16 protein-coding genes are annotated in these 21745 nt (G+C 32.9%); 6 read left to right on the top strand and 10 right to left on the bottom strand.

The window, feature by feature from the left end; translation table 11 throughout:
* Positions 1-111: 111 nt before the first annotated feature.
* On the bottom strand, positions 112-3411 hold the full coding sequence (locus tag WAF17_RS12245; RefSeq protein ID WP_338759752.1) for a TonB-dependent receptor: 3300 nt from the start codon (positions 3409-3411) through the stop codon (positions 112-114).
* A gap of 257 nt (positions 3412-3668) precedes the next feature.
* Positions 3669-4559, bottom strand: a complete 891-nt coding sequence (locus tag WAF17_RS12240; RefSeq protein WP_338759748.1) for a hypothetical protein — start codon at positions 4557-4559, stop codon at positions 3669-3671.
* A 315-nt stretch (positions 4560-4874) separates the two neighbouring features.
* Between WAF17_RS12240 and WAF17_RS12235 the strand changes: the two genes are divergently transcribed.
* The gene (locus WAF17_RS12235; RefSeq protein WP_338759745.1) at positions 4875-6437 is read left to right on the top strand and encodes a choice-of-anchor D domain-containing protein; all 1563 of its coding nucleotides are present in this window, start codon (positions 4875-4877) and stop codon (positions 6435-6437) included.
* Between the two features lie 123 nt (positions 6438-6560).
* On the opposite strand, the gene WAF17_RS12230 is transcribed toward WAF17_RS12235, so the two are convergent.
* The gene (locus WAF17_RS12230; protein WP_338759742.1) at positions 6561-7265 is read right to left on the bottom strand and encodes a hypothetical protein; all 705 of its coding nucleotides are present in this window, start codon (positions 7263-7265) and stop codon (positions 6561-6563) included.
* 94 nt (positions 7266-7359) lie between these two features.
* Entirely contained in the window at positions 7360-7917 is a 558-nt protein-coding gene (locus WAF17_RS12225; protein ID WP_338759739.1) for a YcxB family protein, read from the bottom strand.
* Positions 7918-8047: 130 nt separating this feature from the next.
* Here WAF17_RS12225 and WAF17_RS12220 point away from each other — a divergent pair, with 130 nt between their 5' ends.
* Positions 8048-9025: a polyprenyl synthetase family protein gene (locus WAF17_RS12220; protein WP_338759736.1), complete on the top strand. Its 978-nt coding sequence runs from the start codon at positions 8048-8050 to the stop codon at positions 9023-9025.
* 124 nt (positions 9026-9149) lie between these two features.
* Here WAF17_RS12220 and WAF17_RS12215 read toward each other — a convergent pair whose 3' ends face one another.
* Positions 9150-9659 (bottom strand): hypothetical protein, encoded by a 510-nt coding sequence (locus WAF17_RS12215; protein ID WP_338759733.1) that lies wholly within the window; start codon positions 9657-9659, stop codon positions 9150-9152.
* Between the two features lie 137 nt (positions 9660-9796).
* On the opposite strand from WAF17_RS12215, the gene dnaE reads away from it, so the two are divergent.
* The 4 genes from dnaE (at position 9797) to WAF17_RS12195 (ending at position 15340) form a co-directional block, all read left to right on the top strand.
* Positions 9797-13990 carry a DNA polymerase III subunit alpha gene (gene dnaE, locus WAF17_RS12210; RefSeq protein WP_338759731.1) on the top strand — a complete coding sequence of 1398 codons (4194 nt, stop codon included), beginning with the start codon at positions 9797-9799 and terminating at the stop codon, positions 13988-13990.
* Positions 13991-14054: 64 nt separating this feature from the next.
* Entirely contained in the window at positions 14055-14720 is a 666-nt protein-coding gene (locus tag WAF17_RS12205; protein WP_338759728.1) for a hypothetical protein, read from the top strand.
* Positions 14721-14743: 23 nt separating this feature from the next.
* Entirely contained in the window at positions 14744-15151 is a 408-nt protein-coding gene (locus tag WAF17_RS12200; protein WP_338759725.1) for a hypothetical protein, read from the top strand.
* A 12-nt stretch (positions 15152-15163) separates the two neighbouring features.
* Positions 15164-15340 carry a hypothetical protein gene (locus tag WAF17_RS12195; RefSeq protein ID WP_338759722.1) on the top strand — a complete coding sequence of 59 codons (177 nt, stop codon included), beginning with the start codon at positions 15164-15166 and terminating at the stop codon, positions 15338-15340.
* A 160-nt stretch (positions 15341-15500) separates the two neighbouring features.
* On the opposite strand, the gene WAF17_RS12190 is transcribed toward WAF17_RS12195, so the two are convergent.
* The 5 genes from WAF17_RS12190 to WAF17_RS12170 form a co-directional block, all read right to left on the bottom strand.
* Complete coding sequence (locus tag WAF17_RS12190) at positions 15501-15851, bottom strand: hypothetical protein (protein ID WP_338759719.1); 351 nt, start codon at positions 15849-15851, stop codon at positions 15501-15503.
* A 292-nt stretch (positions 15852-16143) separates the two neighbouring features.
* Complete coding sequence (locus WAF17_RS12185; protein ID WP_338759716.1) at positions 16144-17889, bottom strand: hypothetical protein; 1746 nt, start codon at positions 17887-17889, stop codon at positions 16144-16146.
* 30 nt (positions 17890-17919) lie between these two features.
* A complete protein-coding gene (rmuC, locus tag WAF17_RS12180) occupies positions 17920-19260 on the bottom strand; it encodes a DNA recombination protein RmuC (RefSeq protein WP_338759713.1) in 1341 nt (446 codons plus the stop codon).
* A 71-nt stretch (positions 19261-19331) separates the two neighbouring features.
* Complete coding sequence (locus tag WAF17_RS12175) at positions 19332-20162, bottom strand: LiaF domain-containing protein (protein WP_338759710.1); 831 nt, start codon at positions 20160-20162, stop codon at positions 19332-19334.
* A 75-nt stretch (positions 20163-20237) separates the two neighbouring features.
* On the bottom strand, positions 20238-21698 hold the full coding sequence (locus WAF17_RS12170) for a M20/M25/M40 family metallo-hydrolase (protein ID WP_338759707.1): 1461 nt from the start codon (positions 21696-21698) through the stop codon (positions 20238-20240).
* Between the last annotated feature and the right edge of the window lie 47 nt (positions 21699-21745).

Genomic DNA, 21745 nt, shown 5'->3' with positions numbered 1-21745 from the left:
TATATTTATTTTGCTATTTTGAAAAGTAGAGAGCATCAAAAAACCCTTTCAGAAACTTTCTGAAAGGGTTTTTAAGTAAAATTTATTTACAAATTTAGTATTTCATTATTCTTACTTGAAGATATAACGTACACCAAGTTGCATTTGCCAACGTGAGCTATAAAAACCAGTATCTCTAATTTGAGAAACTTCTTTAGCTGACCCATCTTCTTCAAAAATAAATTGAGGAGTAAAATCTCCATTGTCTTCATCTACAAAACCTTCAAAATCAATAGCAGCATAACTACCAAAAGGCATTGAGCGACGACGACCCCAATCTTTGTTTAAGAAGTTAGTGAAGTTAAAGATGTCAAAAGTAACTTGAAGTTGATTACGGCTTCCACTACCTGTTGTAACAAAGAAATCTTGAACTAATTTCAAATCAAGGATAGATTCAAAAGGAAGACGAGGTCCGTTACGTTCTGCATAACCTCCACGGTTCTTACTCAAATAATCATCATTTTCAATAAAATTATTAAGAGCAGTCCACTGTTCAGCTGCAGTAGCAACTAAATTACCATCTCTATCGATATTGTCAATCAAATTGATTTGACTTTGGTCAGCAGGAATCCAAATTAAGTTATTGAAATCACGTCCTGAACGGTCATCACCATGGATACCACCAGCATATACATAAGAGAATGGTCTTCCTGACTGTCCGTTATAGAAAAGTGAGATTGTAGTTGCAGCAAAACTACCATAAGTAGCTTTTCCAGAAACGAAAGCATTAATACGATGACCAGGGTCAAAATCAGAACGACTAAGTTCTAAATTATTTCTGTCAGTTACATACGTGTTTCTCCAGTTAGAAGAGTTTTGAGAAGAAGTTCCATCAAGCACTGAAGTAGAACGCCCGAATGTATAAGCTACATTTGCAGAGAAATCAAATTTTCTACCAGAGAATGGCTTTTGGATTTGAGCAGTAATATTGTAAGAATATCCTTCGTTTGTATTAGTAGCTAGAAGTACACGGTCATAATCACGAGTAATTGCTCCATCATATACAGGACGATCATCTCCATAAGAAGTATTTACAGTTCCTACTGGTGCAGCTACGTTGATATTACGATACAAAATTTGATTGATATTTTTTGTGTAAATACCTTCTAAAGTACCTACTAAACCAAAAGGAAGTTTTGTATCAACAGCTAAACTAGTACGGAATACTTGAGAATATTTAAAGTCATCTGCAAAAAGGTCAATCTGACTAGCTCCTTCACGTGAACCTACAATATCAGCACCTGTATATTGGTCAAATGGATTTGGGTTGAAAGGAAGTGCTACCGTATCACCTGCACTATTTATAGTTTGAGGGTTATTTTGGAATACACTAGCTATAAATACGCCATTGTTTGTAAATGCTCCACCAGGCCATACAAAAGGAATACGACCAGTAAATAAACCAAGACCACCACGAACTTGTACAGAACGATCACCTTTCACATCGTAATTGAAACCAAAACGAGGAGAGAAAAGAACGTTTCCAGAAGGAATAGTTCCAGAAGCAACCTCTACATCTGGTGCCCAAGTTTGAAGCATTTCAGGAAGTGCGTTTGCATTGAAATCTTGGTTTGCAGTTGGCTCATCAAAGAATAAAGGAATATCTACACGAAGACCTCCTGTAAGAGTAAGTTTGTTAGTTGCTGAATATTCATCTTGAACATAAAAACCAAGTTGAGCAGCAGAAAATTCTCCAGCAACAGCAGTAGCAGCATCACCTTGTTGTGCATCTACACTAGGAAGTAATGAATAAGAACGAACATAACGGTTAGGGTTGTTATTGTAGAAGTCTTCTAAGCTACCAAATCTATAAACACCAAAGTTTTCACGAAGGAAAAGGTTATAGATAGAATAAAACTCATTATGTGTACCGAAAGTAACTGTATGCTTATCCTTAAACCAAGTAAAGTTGTCTGTTAGGATAAATACATCTTGATTAAGCTCATTACCAATAGAGAAAGGCTCTGAACCAAAGTTGATATTATTACGTCCATCTTGAATCTGTACTCTAGGGAATGGGTCGCCTTCAAAGTTACGGTCATCACGAACAGCAGTATAGCCAACAATAAGTTTGTTAGACATATTAGCATTCAAATTACTCTTCAATTCTAATGTAGTAGAGTTAGTATTTGAAGGAAAAAGCTCTGAACCTCTCAAGAAGTTGATATTACTAGGATTACTAGCATTACCTTCTAATTCTTCACCAAAAGAATAACTATGACGTAAAGATAATTTATGTTTTTGGCTAATATTCCAATCAACTTTAGCTAAAATTTTATTTGCATCTCTTTGACGACCATTATCCAAATAGCCACCCAAATCATAACCATAATTAGTTGAAACAAAATTAACTAACTGATCAACGTCTGCTTGAGTAGCATCTCCACGAAATGATTCAAATGGAAATGGTTGAGATTGTTCTTCACGTTGCATCTCTGCATTCACAAAGAAGAATACTTTATTTTTAACAATTGGACCTCCCAAACGGAAACCAAATGTATTACTTTGAAAGTCATTTAATTTTTGACGTTCTACACCTTCAGTATCTGTTGGTGTTTTTCCTGCAAAATTCTCATTACGAGTAAACCAATAAGCAGAACCTGTAAATTTGTTTGTACCACTACGAGTAACAGCATTTACACCACCACCAGTAAAGTTACCTAAAGTAACATCATAAGGAGCAACAACAACTTCAATTTGCTCAATTGCATCAGGACTGATTGGAGAAACACCTGTTTGTCCACCATTTGTACCACTACCAGAAAGACCAAAAACATCGTTACTTACAGCACCATCAATAAAGATAGAGTTGAAGCGATTGTTTTGACCTGCAATAGAAATTTCAGGACCATCATTTCCTTCCGTTACAGTTGCTTGAGGAGTAACACGAAGATAATCACCTAAGTTACGAGAAGCAGTAGGCATATTGTCTATTGTTTCAGTAGAAATAACTGTAGAAGCTCCTGTTTTTTCGCCATCAATAATTTCTCTTTGGCTAGTTACTGTAACTACTTCAAGTTCACTTGCTGTTTCAGCAAGTTCAAAGTCAAGGCTAAGTGTTTGTCCGAGAGAAAGATATACATTTTCTTTTTTATTGTCTTCGTATCCGATATACTGTACAGTAATCGTATAAGGACCACCAACATTCATGTTACGAATAGAATAATTACCATTTAGAGAAGTTACAGTTCCAAACTGTGAACCTGTTGGAGTATGCACTGCCAAAACAGTCGCACCTGGAAGTTCTTCTCCGTTTTTGTCTTTAATGACACCACTAAGGGCTGACGTAGTAGAGCCTTGTCCGTAGGAATTGAATGCTACCGAACAAGCAAATACCAAAGCGATAAGGCTTAAGATGTAATGCTTCATCATAAGATTATAAAAAGGTTTGCTGAATGAGAAAATTAAGTAACTCCAAACTAAGTTGTTAGGAGCTTTCATTTAAGTTTCCACAAAGGTAAGACACACCTTGCAATCTTTTCGTTTCAGTATTATTAACAAATTAAGAATAATCGATAGTTTAATTCTTGACTTTTTAGAAAAAAAATATTTCAATTCAAATTAAAAAACACGTGATAGTAAAATTTATTTTTTAATTATAAAGATAATATTTCAACTATTTTAATATATTATTTTTCTGTAATTAAGTTGTTTTTTCGTAACTCTTGTGAAGAAATACTAGCCAAATCATAAAAAGCATCTCTTTTGTCAAAAAAAAGTGCTTTTTTAGCCATATCAAGTGATTTTCCAAATTTTCTTTGGTTAAAAAACAGAACTCCTTGATTAAAATAAAGTAGAGCTGAAGCAGTTTCTAATGTTACCAAATTGTTAAGGCTTTGATTGTCTAGTAAAACAATGCTTCCATTTTGCGTTTCTTCTTTGGCTTTCTTTGCTTGTTGGTTCAAATAAAAGTTAATTCCTTTGGGTGTAGCAATGAAACCATTATCAAGACTTGTACTCTCAAAAATCATTTCATTTTCATCAGACAGTTTTATTTTTATAAAAACATGAGTTGGAGTCTGAACAAGTTGATAGGTGTAGTCAAAATTTCCTTTTTGCTTTATCTCTTCTAATAAAACAGCATATAATATCGAACCTGTCAAGCAATCATATTTTCCACTATCAATTGTTTGAAAAAAACTAGAATACAGACTATATTCTTTTAAAAAAGTTTCTTGAACAGCAAAAAATAACCTTCTCAATGTTTTTGATTCATTAGTAGGCGAAATCTTAAAGTCTTCATTAAAATCTATAATCTTTTGGATAGCGATTTCCTTCATTTCTGGAGTCATAGAATCATGAGCATCTAAAAAACTAGATAACCTAGAAGACATTTTATGCTCATTATGGGAGTTTGAAGAAGTAGTAGATGAAGCAAAAACAGGAGAAGAGCAGTTCAGTATTGCTAATATGAACAAATGAAGAACAAGAAATAAAAAACTTTTAGCTGAAAAAAGCAGAGCATTTAGTTTAAGTAAAACATTTATTCGATACGATAATTGGTGTTTAGAGTGTTTCAAAATAGTAAAATTTAAAAAATGAGCAGAATAATGAGTTATCAAGAAGAATTTAATAGCCTCTTCAATACAGATTCCAAAATAAATTAGGGATTAAATGAATAAATCTATTAACAATTTAGTAACATTTGGTTAATATTAACGAAAATTTTTGAGAAAATGTTATTGTGTACAGATATAAACTTTAAAATCTCTCTGAAACTCTTTGCTTTAAAATTGCTTTTAATGATATATTTAGGAAAAAGCAAACCGTTTTAGCTTCTATGGTTTGCTGATTTACAGTTTTCTACAATGAAAAATTAAAAAAATAATCTCTTTATGGTTTCTATTCTCTCAAATTACTTTAAGTCGTGTTTTTTACTGATAGTTTTTCTTCTTTTTTTGGTTAGTTGCCAAGATGATGAAAAGCTCCTTTGTCCAGAATTAGAGGTTTATTCTTTACAAAGTGAAATAGATATTCCTGCAAAGAATCAAATCACGGAAAGTCAGGTTTTATCTTATAAAGTGGAGGCAGAAAACCCTTTCAGATTATCTTTTCTGATAGAAAATAAGGGAGGAAACGTTTTGAAAATAGGAGAAATAGAATCAAATAATATAGATTCTACGTTGAATTTTGAGATTGTTCAACCTCTCAAAAATAAGTTCGAAACAAATGAGAGTGATTCTTTTCAAGTAAATTTTGAAGGGTTGGAAGTAGGAGAGTATCAAATTCCGATTACGATTCTTTCGAATGATTGGAATGAACCTACTTTTACTTTTTTTATTAAAATAACTGTCAATGCACCACCACCTCCAAAATTACCCAGTATAAAAGTCTATCAACAGACTACTTTTATTCCTTCTCAAATTGGAATTTATAGTTTTGAAAGTACCGAAGTAGGACAACGTTATGAAGCTATTTTTACTATAAGAAACGAAGGCGAATCAAACCTTATCATTTCAGATATTATTTCTACAACAAGTGATTTTGAAATTCAAAGTGTAGTCCAAAATGAGGTTTTGCCTAACCAAGAAACTACTTTTTTAGTTATTTTCGAACCTACAACTGCTCGTAATTACCTCACACAAGTTCAGATTGAGAATAATGACCCAAATAGTGAAGAGAATCCATATATTTTTGAAATAGTAGCCAATCCGAATCCTGCACCTATTCCAGATATTGCTATTTTTTATAAAGAGAATAACCAAGATATAGAACTGCAAAATGGTTTTGAGTTTATAGAAGGAGGAGAGCTAGAAACAAGTTTTAGAGAAATTTTTGAGTTTGAAATTGAAAATCAAGGAGATGGAATGCTCAATCTTTCTAGTTTGCAAAGTGATAATCCAAATTTTCAAGTTTCTAATGTATTGATAGACAATTTAGAAAGTGGTCAGAAAACTCTTTTTTTGGTTCGTTTTAATGCAATTATTTTAGGAGAAAATATAGGAACAATAAGTATTCAGAGTAACGACCCAGATGAGAATCCGTTTACTTTCAAAATTCGTTTTACGGTAAAAGAACCTACTTTTCGCATCAATTATTTGACAGTTACTATCCCTGATGGATTAAATACAGTTCCTTCAAACACAGGAGAAAACCGTACGCTTTTTCAAAAAGAGTTTCAAGTAATTGACCCACAAAGTATAGTTACAGACAATGCTGTTTTGAGAGTTACAGTTATTACAAACAGAGGAATTAGAGATTCTTTTTCTGTACAAGTTTCAGGAACAGATGGTAGAAGAATTTTCTTTGAAAACGATTTTGACGACCTGTTTTATAGGCAAAGTATTCGTTTTGCAGAAGCTAGTTTTATTGATTTTGAAGTTTATTTACAACTTCCAACAGGAGAGCGCAGTAATTTGGAAGGTTATCGTTTGAGAAAACCTGATGGAGCTAATTAGAGAATATTTTTTTTAAAATGAAGTTTTACTTGTGCCTGTATTTGTTGGTGTCGCTACGCTAAAACACCAACAAAGGCTAGGTTTTTTGAGACATTTAGAGTTTAAAATAAGATGCTTTCTAATTTACTCAATACCCCAATCAAAGATAGTGAGTTCAGAAATAATTCCTCGTTCTATGATTTTCTGCCCAAAACATTCAGGTTGATTACAATACAAAAGACTTTCCGTTTTTTTATAAACTAATCCAACTTCATCAGCATAGATTTCAAAACGCAGTTCTTTATCGACCAAACTAGAATCCTGACTTTCAATAATTGTCATCGTGTTGGGAAAAGTAGTGCCTCCAATAGATTTCGAGGCATTTATTTCTTGCGCTAAATAGTCTTTCACAGGACGAGTATTGAAAAGATTACCATTCCATGTCTTGCCTTCCTCTATCGGAAAGTCTAATTTTACATAAGGAATATTATGTTCCATCTTTACAACTACATTTTCATCTTTTCTAACCGAAAAAACAGAATCCAGACGAAAAACCTCTAAGCCATTCGGACGAACATAACGCAAGACTTCATTCAATTTTTCGCCATTTTCGCCTTCAAACTCTTCTCCAATGACTTCTTTAAGTTGATAGGTAGTAGTAACAGGAGTTTCATTAAGTGCAAAACGAGTTTGCTTGACAAGAAAAGTTTGGAATTGTCCTTTTTCAGTAGGATAAAATGATTGACCAATAGTAATGTCATTTGGCTCTTCGGGAGCTTCATCTTTACAAGAAGAAAGAGCAACCAAACTACTCAAAATAAATAAAATATATAATGTTGTATTTTTCATTAAATCAAAATTTTAATATAACTCATTAAAAAACGTAGTCGCCTAATTATCTAAAAGAAAGTAGCAAATCTGTCTGTTAAAACTTGTCAAACAATTAACTCCACTTCCACGCCGTATCATCTACATAATTTATACCTAAATCGGCAATTATTTGTTTGAACTCGTCAGTATTCAGAATATAATTTTTGGGAAGAATAATTGCTCCTCCTTTTTTTGTTTTGAGGAAGAAATGTTCTTTTAGTTCAATAAGGTTTGCTACGTCAGACGTTTTTACTTTTCCTTCCTTTCCTTGTTCTTTGATATAAAAGTAGTTATTATTTCCTAGTTTTAAGGCATCGACGTGGTCTAATCTGTCTGTATATTTTTTTTTAATATGATTAAGGTAAAATCGTTTGTATCTGTATTTTGAATAAAAAGGATAAATAAAGAGCCATAATGCACCTAAAAAAAGGCAAATCAAAATTGCGTTTTTGTTGTTATCATAGAAATAAAAAAAAACACCCAACAGAACATACAGCATAGGCACAGCAAATTTCGAAATCAAACGTTTTTTTCTGATAGCCTCAGATTTGGAAGTAGTATAAAGTTGATATTCCAAAAAATCGTTTTCTTGAAGTGTATATTCTATTTTCATATAATAATTTGAGTTCATTTGTGAGCACACAGACGAGGAAAAGTTGTTATTCCGTTTAAAAATACAATTAGTTCATAAAAATACAAATTCCTACCTTTGTAACGAGTACAAATAGTCATTTTTTCATCCTTCTATTCTTTATTTTTCTATGAGCCTCAAACGCATACAAACGCCCATTCAGTCAGAAATGAAAGTCTTCGAACAAAAATTCAGGGATTTTATGCGTTCTGACGTAATGCTCTTAGATAAAATTACTAACTATATCGTCAAAAGCAAAGGAAAGCAAATGCGCCCCATGTTTGTTTTTCTTTCGGCTGGTATGTGTTCTGAAAGTGGAACAATTGGAGAAGTAACCTATCGTGGAGCGTCTTTAGTTGAGCTTTTACATACTGCGACATTGGTACACGATGATGTTGTTGATGAATCAAATTATAGAAGAGGATTTTTTTCGATCAATGCCCTTTGGAAAAATAAAGTAGCTGTTTTGGTAGGCGATTATTTGCTTTCTCGTGGCTTATTATTGTCGATTGATAATGGAGATTTTGAACTTTTGCGTATCGTTTCGAATGCTGTTAGGGAAATGAGCGAAGGAGAATTATTACAAATCGAAAAATCAAGAAAATTAGATATTACAGAAGAAGTCTATTTTGAAATAATCAGACAAAAAACAGCAACTCTTATTTCTGCTTGTTGTGGTGTGGGAGCGTCTTCGGCTGGTGCAGACCAAAAAATAGTAGATTTAATGAAAGATTTTGGAGAGAAAATAGGAATTGCCTTTCAGATAAAAGATGATTTGTTTGATTACGGAACTGCCGAAGTAGGAAAGCCTTTAGGAATTGACATCAAAGAAAGAAAAATGACATTACCTTTAATTTATGCTCTAAAAAATGCTTCTGATAAAGATAGAAAACATATTATTTATTTAGTGAAAAATAAGAATAATAAAGCTGATAAGATAAATGAAGTTATAGAATTTGTAAGGCAATCAGGAGGAATAGAATATACTAAAACTGTAATGCAAACCTATTATCAAGATGCCCTAAAAATGCTAGATGTTTTCCCAAAATCTGAACACAAAACATCGCTTATGGAACTAGTTAAGTATGCTATTGAGAGGGAGAAGTAGGTTTTGTAGCTCTTTAATAATGGTAAAAATAGTAGTTTTTTGAAAGTAGAGAAGTTATCAATCCAAATTACGAAGAGCTAAAAGAAATTAAATTTATAGAATATCACAATAATTATCGACCTGTTTAATTTTTTATTTTTTCTAAAATAAAGTCTGCTGTTTGGTAATATTTAGTAACAGAAACGTCATTAGATACTTTTCTTTCTCCTATAATCTGTTTTTCAACAATTTCGTTTTCATAATCTAAAACATAAATTTCTTCTTTGAAAACTTCTGTTAGTTTATCATAATTTAAGCTCATATCTTCTTTAAACTCAAAATTTTCTTCTGTTTCGATGATTTTGATAATTTTTTTATTGTCAAAATAAAAAGTTGTGGATAGCTTCCCATAAGATAAAAAAATATCTTGATGAACTTTCTTTGCTTCATCGCCTCTCCAAAGAATTTTTATTTCTCCTCCACCATCAAAAGTAGTTTCATAAACTTCATTAGCATTTAATGTTTGTAAAGAAAAAGCTGAATAATGATCTATTGCATTTGTAATCTCATCAATTTCTTTTTTGCTATAATTTTTTACTGCGAAAGCTGACAAAATCATTCCCAAAAATAAGACAATAACTGATATTTTTTTCATAAGACTAGAAAATTATAAAATCTAAAAATGAGCGAATCTGCTAACAAAATAAGCAAAATTTTTCGTAAATTCGTAAATAAAACAGCACTAACCTTGCCGTTGTTGGTGTCCCCACCAACGACAAAATACCACTACCTATGTATTTAGTATTCGACACCGAAACCACAGGACTTCCAAAAAACTTCAACGCACCTGTTACAGATTCTGAAAACTGGCCTCGCTTGGTTCAGATTGCTTGGCAGTTGCACGATAAAAAAGGAAATTTATTATCTGCTCAAAATCATATTGTTTATCCTGATGGATTTACGATTCCATTTAATGCAGAGAAAGTACACGGAATTTCTACAAAAAGAGCAGAAGAAAATGGAAAGCCTCTTTCCGATGTTCTGAATGCTTTTGCTGATGATTATGGGAAAGCTGATATTCTCATCGGACACAATGTAGAGTTTGATGTTGCTATAATGGGTGCAGAATACCATAGAGAAAGCATTGAGCGTGGTTTTATGGAAAAAGAAACGCTTTGTACAAAACTGACTTCAGTAGATTTTGTGGCAATTCAAGGGGGACGTGGTGGACGTTTCAAATGGCCTACGCTTACTGAGCTTCACACCAAACTTTTCGGAGTCCCCTTTGCAGATGCTCACGATGCTGCTTATGATGTAGATGCAACAGCAAAATGTTTTTTCGGATTATTACAAAATAAAGTAGTTCCAACAGTAGAAGATATTACGCCAGAAATGGTCGTTTATCAAGCTCCAGAACTTGATGAGGCAAATTTTCAGCAAGTCCAAAAGAAAAGTAAGGCGAGTGATAGATTAAAAAAAGACAGAAAGCTAGATGAAATTTTGCCTTTTGCTCATCTTCATACGCATTCACAATTCTCCATTTTACAGAGTACAGCCAATGTCAAAAAAATAGTCAGTACGGCTAAGGAAATGGGAATGTCAGCCGTTGCGATTACTGATACAGGAAATATGCATGGTGCTTTTTATGCTGTGGGAGAAGGGGAGAAACTGGGAATAAAAGTAATTATTGGTGCAGAATTATACCTAACAGAAGATAGACACAAACACAAGTTTACTAAAGACAATCCAGACCGAAGAACAAAACAAGTTTTTTTAGCTAAAAATCAAGCAGGATATCATAATCTTGCCAAAATGTGTTCTTATGGTTATGTAGATGGTTATTATGCAGGTTATCCACGTGTGGATAGAGAGCTTGTAGTGAAGCATAAAGAGAATATAATTGCCACCACAGGAGGATTAGGAGCAGAAATTCCTCAACTGATTTTGAATGTAGGTGAGCTACAAGCAGAAGAGGCTTTTCAATGGTGGTTAGAAGAATTTAGAGATGATTTTTATATTCAACTTCAACGCCACGGATTAGAAGAAGAAGAGCGTGTAAATGAAATTCTTTTACGTTGGGCAGACAAATATGATGTAAAATATTTTGCTTCAAATGATTGTTTTTATCTCAAAAAAGACGACGCAGATGCACATGATACGCTTTTGTGTGTGAAAGATGGTATTCCGAAAAGTACACCTGTTGGTCGTGGTCGTGGGTATCGTTTTGGCTTTCCAAACCACGAATTTTATTTTAAATCTGCCGAAGAAATGAACCAACTCTTTGCAGACCTTCCAGCTTCCATTGAAACGACGATGGAAATTGTAGAAAAAACAGAACCTATCAAGCTCAAGCGTGATATTTTATTACCAAAATACGAAATTCCATCAGAGTTTCCAGATGAAGATGCTTTTTTGGCACATTTGGCTTACGAAGGTGCAAAAGACCGTTACAAAGAAATTACACCAGCCATCAAAGAGCGCATAGACCACGAACTCAAAATCATGAAAGATATGGGCTTCCCTGGTTACTTCTTGATTGTACAAGATTTCATTAATGAAGCTCGTAGAATTGGTGTTGCCGTGGGTCCAGGGCGTGGTTCGGCCGCAGGATCTGTAGTCGCCTATTGCATCGGAATTACTAATATTGACCCTATTCATTACAATCTACTTTTTGAGCGTTTCTTGAATCCAGAACGTGTGTCCATGCCAGATATTGATGTGGATTTTGACGACGTGGGAAGACAGCGAGTAATTGATTATGTAGTGGAGAAATATGGAAGAAATCAAGTGGCACAGATTGTAACTTATGGTACAATGGCAGCCAAAATGTCTATCAAAGATGTTGCTCGTGTAATGGAATTGCCCTTAGATGAATCCAATAGAATTGCCAAACTTGTTCCAGAAAAACCTGGTACTACACTAGACAAAGCCTTTGATGAAGTAGAAGATTTGGTACGTATTTTTAGAGGAAAAGACTTGCAAGGAAAAGTATTGCAGAATGCTAAGGTTTTGGAGGGGTCTGTTCGAAATACAGGAACACACGCAGCAGGTGTTATTATTGCTCCAGACGATATTACAGAGTATATCCCAGTTTGTACAGCCAAAGATGCCGACCTTTTCATTACGCAATTTGATGGAAAAGTAGTTGAAGATGCAGGGATGCTCAAGATGGATTTTTTGGGTCTGAAAACTTTAACTATTATAAAAGATGCCATTGATTTAATCGAAAAAAATCATGGTATCAAGATTGATCCAGACGAAATTCCTATTGATGATGTAAAGGCGTATGAACTTTATCAGCGAGGAGATACGGTTGGAACATTTCAGTTTGAGTCTGATGGAATGCGTAAGTATTTGAAGGAACTAAAACCTACAAATATTGAAGATTTGATTGCCATGAATGCCTTGTACCGTCCTGGTCCTATGGATTTTATTCCTTCTTATATCGACAGAAAACACGGAAAAGAAACCGTTGAATATCCTCATGAACTCTTAAAACCTATTCTTGAACCTACTTTTGGTATCATGATTTATCAAGAGCAGATTATGCAGGCTGCACAGATAATGGGAGGTTATTCGCTTGGTGGTGCAGATATTTTGCGTCGTGCCATGGGTAAGAAAAAGGCTGAAGAAATGGCAAAACAAAAGGTCATTTTTGTAGAAGGTGCAAAGAAAACACACGGAATTGATAAGAAAAAAGCCGAAGAGGTTTTTGAGGTAATGGAAAAATTTGCTTCCTATGGTTTCAACCGTTCTCACTCGGCAGCTTATTCTGTGGTGGCGTTCCAAACAGGGTATTTGAAGGCGCATTATCCAGCCGAATATATGGCAGCCGTTATGACCAATAACATGAGCAGTATTGATAAAATTACGTTTTTTATTGATGAGGCGCAGCGTATTGGTGTTCCTGTTCTTGGACCCGATGTAAATGAGAGTATTGAGCGTTTTGGTGTGAATGACAAGGGACAGATTCGTTTTGGATTAGCAGCCATAAAAGGAGCAGGAGAAACTGCCGTTTCACATATCATTACAGAACGAGAAGAGAAAGGAAAGTACGAAGATATTTTCAATTTTGTGGAGCGAATGGATTTATCAGTTATCAATAAAAGAACTTTTGAAGCCTTGACGTTTGCAGGTGGATTAGACTGTTTTGATGATATTCATAGAGCGCAAGTTTTTGCACCAACGAATACAGGAAAAACAAACTTAGAACTGCTTTTAGCTTATTCAAAGGCACAAAAAGAAGAAGCCGAATCTTCACAAGTTTCTATGTTTGGAGGAGCAGATGGTAAAGTAGAGGTAATGCGTCCACGTCTTGCTGAAATAGAGCGTTGGACAGAAATAGATAAGCTTAACAAAGAAAAAGAAGTCGTCGGTTTTTTCATTTCTGGACACCCATTAGACCAATATAAAATAGAAATGAAAACCTCTTGTACTTCTACCCTTCTAAACCTTGCCAATGCACGAAAAGGAGCAGAGCTAAAAGTAGGAGGAATGATAATAGAAGTAGCACACAGAAAGACAGCCACAGGAAGAGATTTTGGTTTGTTTACGCTAGAAGATTATTCTGGAAGTTATAAATTTGCGCTTTTTGGAAAGGAATATGACCACTTTAAAGGCTTTTTGGTGCAAGGCGAATTTCTTTTGATTACAGGTAGAATGGAAGAGCGTTATAAAAGTCCTGACCAAGTAGAACTTAAAATAAAGAATATTTCCTTACTTAGTGATGTCAAACAAAAGCCTATAAGCAACATTAACATAGCCATTAATTTATTGAATCTAAATGAAACGCTGATAGTGGACTTAGAAAACCTTTTTAACGACTGTAAGGCTGGTAACTGCAAGATAAAAATGGAGTTTTTCCACCAAGCACCACAAAAAGGACGTACTTTTATCAAAACCGTTTCGCATCATTTACAAATAGAGCCAAGTAGTGATTTGGTTAGAGATATTGAGCAGTTGGGGGTGGTTTGTCAGGTGGGGTAATGTAGAGGACTGTTTGAAAACTGTCCTTTATTCAATTTTTAACTTAAAAATATTCATAATAACTATGTCTTATAACGATAGTATATATTATTTCATTCCTTTGGATGAAATTACTGATGAAATGATTAATGACTCTACACAAGGAGGACATAGAGACACAATGCCTAAATCTACCCGTCCAATTGATGGAAAGATTCATGGTGTAATAGAATTTCTTAGCAGTAAGCCAATACCAAATTACATGGAAAAGCATAAAAAAAGAGGGTATAGTCATGAAAAAGCTTTAGAGGTAATAAGTAGTAAAGAATGGAATTTATATCGTCCAATAGAAGAACTCAGAAGCAAATATAATTTTGATAAAATTCTACAGGATTTCAATATAAACAGAAAAATACAAGCATTTGGGGAGTTGTATATTATTATCTTTCAAATCCTAAAATTCAAGTTTTTAATGCATAATTTAGATTATCTTGATAGCGAAGAGAAATGGAAAGCGTTTTCAAGAAGTCAAAGATTTGAAAAAGCAAATGAAAGTACAATGCTTGAGTTAAATTATTTTTATAATTTGATAAGTAAATCAGAAAAAGATAAAATAGATAAATTTAGAAACATAAGAAACTCTATCGCTCACAGCTTTGATAAAACTTACACTAATGAAGAAATGTTGAATAGTTTGTCAGAAATAAAAGAAATTGTAGATGATTATTTTGCTAACAATATGGTTTTCTAATTTTTATAAAAAAAGTTGATTTTATGAAAACTTCTAAAATTGAACTAAACACACTAGAGCTTATAACTCTGTATAATTCTTTATACACTGCAAAGTTTCTTCATTACGGTTTTCACTCTTGGAAAGTAGCTTTTGATAAAAATGCAGGAGAACTTTTATTGAAAATAGATAAACAAATAGAAATTAATTTAGAAGAAGAAACAGGAAAAAAGCGAGTAGAAAACAGATATTTTGATTTGGTAAAAAATAATTACGATTATGAAAAAACAATAGAAACAGCAAAAAAACACCTTTCAGAATTTGATGAGTGGATAGAATACAAAAAAGAGGAAAAAGAAGAGTTAGTCAAAAATTTACTTTATCCTCTAAACTATCAAAATGAAACTTTTAAGGAATTGATGGAATATGCTAATTCATATTTTTCTAATTGAACTCAATACAAAATGACATTTGTATCACAAAATTATGAGAGGAGTAGAAAAATATTAGGATATTTCTGTGCTTCAATGTCAGTTATTTCACTATTATCAGTTTTCACAAAGCCATCTCTTGCTGGTCAGGCTTTTATTATGGCTCTAGTATTTGCTGTTCCTGTTGTGTATTTAACTCAGTACCAGTAGAAAAAAAACACCATAAAGTTCTAAGTATCGTTTTTTAAATTTTCTACCAACTCGTAAATCTAAAATTTTTGCAACTTACACACTTGATAGGATAGCGTCTAAAAAAGGCTTATCAAATGTAATGATAAGCCTTTTTGAATATTTTTTTAGTAGTAGTGTTCTATCTTCGGTTGAGTCTCCATTCCGAAGTATAGTCAGAGTTATGAACGACTACATAATCTGCATAACTGCGATAATCTACTTCGTATCTGTGTCCTTTGCCATCTTTTACTGTATAAACAAAACCACCTTTGCGAGTATCTGTCAAATCGTGGTAATCAACGATGTCAAACTTATGCCACTCTCCTTCACTAGAGAAGTATATTTCCATTACTTGAGTATTGGCACTGTTTGTTTTGAGTTGTACAGAAAAAGTGTCTCCATCATAGGTAAAATACTTTTGAGCTGCTGCTTCTGATTGAATAGCGAAAAACAATGTTGCTGCGAACATAAAAGAAAAAAGAGTTTTCATAATTGTCTAATTTTGAGATAAATAGTAGTAATTAAAATTATACTTCGTTAAATAAGTATAAAAAATATTTTACAAAATTGATGCACAAAACTACCAACTTTAAAAAAAAATTAAAATTCGTTAGATTAGTTACATAAATACTTCATATACTCTTATTTTTTTTTAAGAATAAATAGGTTTGGATAATTATTTATCACATGAAATTTTAATTTATCAACAAAATCAGAAGGTTTTGAACGAACTACTGTTATGGAAAGTATTCTATATATTAAATAAGTCTTCTCAAATAGCTTTATTTTCTCTCAAATCCTTTTACAAAATTATCTTTATAAAAAATAGAATAGTTCAGACTGTCAGTTTTGGATAATGGAAATTCTTTTTCTAGTGGCAAAATAATAATTTGATATTCTGTTTTTGATTTTGGCAAAACATCAACTTTCGTATCTGAATCTCTGAAATAATACCTTAAAAAGACATTATATGTATCCTCTAAAACAAGAATAGAAGAAGGTTTTTGTGTATAGATTTTTTTTGCTAAAGGTTCTGCAAACTGATAAACATTCGTTCTGATATTCCAATGATAATATTGTCCATACATTCTAACACTAGCATAAAAAATGGCTAAAGAAATAAATGTAATTTGAAGAGACTTTTTATAAAATAGCTTCGTGAAATATTTTTCTGTCAGAATTACTACACAAAAACAAAGCATCAAAATTTCAGCTACTTGTCTGTATAAAAAAACTCGCTCAAAAGGCAATACTTTTTGAATGAAAGTAATTAGATAAGGGAGATATGCAATGCACCAAAAATAAATAATTGTTTTTCTAAATTCTTTCTTACGGAAAAATAAAATAAATGAAGCTATAAAAGCTAATATTCCAACGATTCCGTGAACATCCATCAAATACGAAGGAAATATTTCAAGCCACTTTTCAAAACTAAGAGGAGCAACCCAAGAATTAGAAACAATAGCTGAAAGACCATTAATAATTAGAATAGGAGAATAAAGAAACAGAATAATTATTCCTGAAACACAAGATACTATAATACTTTCTATTCGAATTTTATTTGTTCCAATAAGCCACAAACCGATAAGAGACCCAAACCAAACATAGATGAAAATTGGAATCGTATAACAGCCAAAAATCAAAGAAATAGCCCATAAAAACCAGTATTTTTTAGATTGGATTGTTGGAGTCGTTGTCACTAAAACACCAACAATGGCTTTATTCTGATTAGAAATAATTTTGAAAACGGCAAAACAAGACCACAAAAAAAACAAAATTGTCCATGCATAACCTCGTCCGTGTGTTGCATAAAAGAAAAAACCTCCACTAAAGGCAACCAAATAAAAGGAAAACCACGCTATTTTTTTTTGATTTCTTCTATAAAAAAAGAGCCAAATTATCCACAAAGAAAGCATAGCCGAACACGTAGCAGGAAGTTTTAGACAAATAAAATCAGAAAAAAAAGAAGGAATAATTTTATTAAGAAGAGCCGAAAAAATTAAGAAAGCAACATGATTATTTGGAGCAGGATAATAAGTAGCACAAACCAAAATACCTCTATCAACAAAGAAGGTATAAGAAAAAATCTCATCGTTTTGCCAACCATAGAGCCACCAAAAAATAATATAAATAGGCAGAGGAATAAATAAAACAAATTTTTCAAAAAATGAAATTTCATTCCAAGTATATATTACCTTTTTTAAAATTGACTCTACTTCAATATAAATTCTATTTTTAGATAAAAAAAAATACTTTTTTATCCATTTCCACTTCCAAAAAATGAAAGCAGAAAAAAGCATACAAGTTAGCCCGACGACTACTTTTAAGATAAAAAAACGAGTTTCTGTAAGTAAATTCTGACGAAAAAAACCAATTCTATCAGTTTTATTATAAAAAGAAAGAAGCTCAAAAGTAAAACTTTGATACTCCAAATTAAATAGAAAAATCAAGAACAAGATTGAACATAAAACTACACCAGCTACAACTACAAAACCAAAAAATTTATCTAAGAATTTCCCTTTGCTCATATAAATTATAGGTTTTGTTTGAAGATGAAGTTATTCTTCCACACGAATTTCCTGCACCTTTTGCAACTGCTTTTCGATGGCACGAGAACGAACATTTGCTTGGTCTAATGTATTACTAGCCTCTCCCAATTTCTTTTGGATTTTTTCTAAAGCTGTTCCAAAATTAGAAAATTCATTTTTTATACTTCCCAAAAGCTGCCACACTTCGCTACTTCGCTGTTCAATCGCCAAAGTACGGAATCCCATTTGCAGACTATTTAGAATAGCTGAAAGTGTAGTCGGACTGGTAATGGTAACTTTATAATCTCGTTGGATTTGTTCAAAAAGTCCATCACAGCGCATTACCTCAGCATACAAACTCTCAAAAGGCAAAAACATGATTGCAAAATCCGTAGTATGAGGAGGAACAATATATTTTTGTTGAATATCCTTTGCTGATGATTTTATTCTTCTTATCATCAGTTTTCTTTTCTCTTCTATTAATTGTGGTTCGGCTGCGTCGTAAGCATCCATCAAAGAATGGTAATCTTCTACTGGAAATTTTGCATCAATCGGAATCAAAACATTTTGACTTTTATCTTTTGCGTGTGGAATCTTCAAAACAAACTCTACAATAGCGTTACTATTCGGGTTTGGCTTTACATTTTTGGCGTACTGTTCATTACTTAAAATCTGTTCTAAAATGGCTTCTAATTGAAACTCTCCAAAAACTCCTCTTGTCTTTACATTATTCAAAATCTTTTTCAAATCTCCTACTCCGTTGGCTAGTTGCTGCATTTCTCCTAATCCTTTGTGGACAAGTTCTAAACGCTCACTCACAATTTTAAAGGATTCTCCTAAGCGTTTTTCTAAAGTAGATTGTAATTTTTCATCGACAACGACACGAATTTGCTCTAACTTTTCTGTATTCTGAGTTTGCAATTCATTTACTTTAAACTCTAACGTTTTTCTGATATTCTCTAAGTTAGAAGTTGTAGTTTCATTGATTTTACTTTCAAACTGTAATATCGTTTGTAGTGATTCTTGTCTGTTGCTATCTAATTGTGTTTTGAAATGACGAAAAGCCTCTGCTATCTGGCGAATTGTTTTTTCTAATTGCTCTTGATTCTTTTCTGAAACTTGCCCTAAAGTTTCTCTAAACTGCTCAAAAGTTTGGTTGCTTTCCGTTCGGTTTTCTTTAGATTGTTGCGCTAATTCTTGACGATTAAAAACAAACTGCTGTTCTATTTTTTGTAAATCTCGTTCTATAAGTTGAAGATTTTCGACGAGTTTATTTCCGTTTGTATTCTCCTTATTCTGTATCAATTTTATCAATAGAAAAATTATTATTCCTATTCCTATCAAGATGAGCCAGAGCAGAGCATTTTCCATATTCTAGTTTATTTTTATTTTTTTGCTAAAATACATATTTTATTGCTCATTTTATTAGATTTATTTCAAAATCAATAAATAATCTTTACTGCCCCCATAAAAGTATTTCCATGCAAAGTGATTGTGAAAGGAATTGAATCATTTTCTACTTGTTCATTGCCTAAGAATTTATTGATTTGTCCTAAAAATCCTTTTCGTTTGTCTTTCATTGAATACTCTCCCAAAATAAGAGTTGCATTCTTATTAACAGTTCCACCGTTAGGAATATAAATTTTGATTTCGTTGAGCGCACCTTTTATAAAAATATCAATATGTTTTCCTGCTAAGTCTTGATTTCTCAAATCTAATGTTGTGTTACTAAAAATACTATCTACATCTATTCTAAAACGTTGTCCTTCAAAACGACAATTTCTAAAATCTACCTTTTGTGTTCCGAAAACAGCTTGGAAATGAACAGTTTTTTCTGTTAAGACAGAAACTAATTCTTTGTCAGTAGTAAAAATAGCCTTTGAACTCCTTGCTGGAAAGAGATTAGAAAACTCTGAGCCTACGTAAGTTGTTGAATTAAATGAAGAAAACTCTGATTTTGAGTGGGTAATATGACTGTTAGGAGACGAATGCTCTGACTTTGAATGTGAAGTTCGCTGACTAGAAGATGAAAAAGCAGCAGGTGGAAAGTCTGACTTTTGTTGTGAAATATTTTTACTAGGAAATAGTTTATTCTTTATTTCTTGAGGGAAATCAAAAATAATTACTTCTAGCTCTTCAATACATTTTGCATTTAGAGCTTCCTTTACTCGGTTTTCATATTCTTCATCATCTAAATTTTGCTCGGCAAAAGCAGTATTTAAAACATCTATAAGTTCTTCTCTTTTAGCAGGTAATCCGTAGGTAGTTTTCATAGCTTTTTTTATAAAATAGAGTTAAACCCTAAGAGTCTTCGAAGGCTCTTAGGGTTTGGAAATATAGGAATAAAATTATTCTATTCCATATTCAGCCATCATATAAGTAAGACTTGCCATTGCAGCAGCTCCCAACAAAAACTCTCTTTCATGTACATTTTCAAAAACATCAGTTTCGGCATGATGATGGTCAAAATAACGCTGAGAATCAGGTTCAAGTCCAATTAAAAGTGTTCCAGAATCTCCTAATGGACGAATGTCTGTTCCTCCATAACCGTATTCTACTTTATGTAAATTATATGGCTCAAATAAAGGTTGCCATTTTTGAATAACTTTCAAACGAGTAGAATCTTGCACTCTAAAACCTCGTGGCGTAAATCCTCCACTATCTGATTCAAGTGCAGCAATATGATTTTCATTTTTTTCTTTAGCTATTTCTGCATATTTTTTTGCTCCTCTTGCGCCATTTTCTTCATTCATAAACAAGACACAACGAATCGTTCTTTTTGGTCTAGCTTCTAAGTTTTGAATCAATCTCAAAACCTCAACAGATTGCAAACAGCCTGTTCCATCATCGTGCGCTCCTTCTGCCAAATCCCACGAATCTAAATGTCCACCAACGGTAATTATTTCTTCTGGCTTTTCTCTCCCTCTAAGCTCTCCAACAACATTATAAGAAAGAACATCTGGCAGCGTTTCACAATTCATTTGTAATTCTATTTCTACTGGTTTCTTATCTTTTTCAGCTTTTACTAATAATTTTTCCAAATAATTAGCCGAATTTGTACTTAGTGCAGCAGCAGGAATTTTTCTTCCATCTTCTTCATAAATCATAACTCCTGTATGTGGATGATTATCAGTTGCAAGTGTCAGCGAACGCAATAAAAAGCCTTTTGCACCTACTTTTGCAGCATAATTTGCACCACGCACACGTACCGAAGAACAAGCTCCATACGCCGAACCTGTATTTATAAATTTTGCATTCATTGGCTGTGTTACAAAAATTATTTTGCCTTCATATTTTTTAGCTTCTTTTTTAGATAAGTTTTCTAAATCCTCTAAAGAATTAACAGCTACTATTTCAGATTTGATTCTTCCATCTGTTCCGACAGAACCACCTAAAGCCGTAATATCAAGAACTTTTTGATTGATTTTATTCTTGTCATTGCCAATAATCTGACAAAATTCTTTTTCGCCACGTTCCCAATGAGGAACCATAACAGGCTGTAAATAAACGCTATCCAAATTCATAGAATCCAAAACTCTTTGCATATATTCAACAGCTTTTTGAGCATTTTTAGAGCCACTAAGACGAGGTCCAATATCCTTGCAGAGATAGCGAAGTTGTGCATAAGCAGGTGAGCCTATGAGCGCATCATCATGAATAGAACGCAAAACTATTTCAGGAGCAGGAATTTCAGTTTTATTATCTGAAGTTTGAGTATAATTTGGAGGAGCTTCGGCAGTTGAACAAGAAAAGAGAAACAAACCATTGCATAAAACAAAAATGAGAAAGGGAAGAGTATTTTTTTTCATCGTAGAAGTAATAGAGTTCAGTCAAAAGTGCTGAATTTCTATGTTTT

Source organism: Bernardetia sp. ABR2-2B, from assembly GCF_037126435.1.
GTDB lineage: Bacteria > Bacteroidota > Bacteroidia > Cytophagales > Bernardetiaceae > Bernardetia.
Note: the sequence above shows the minus strand (reverse complement) of the source record. Positions and strands in the feature narration are given on the sequence as shown.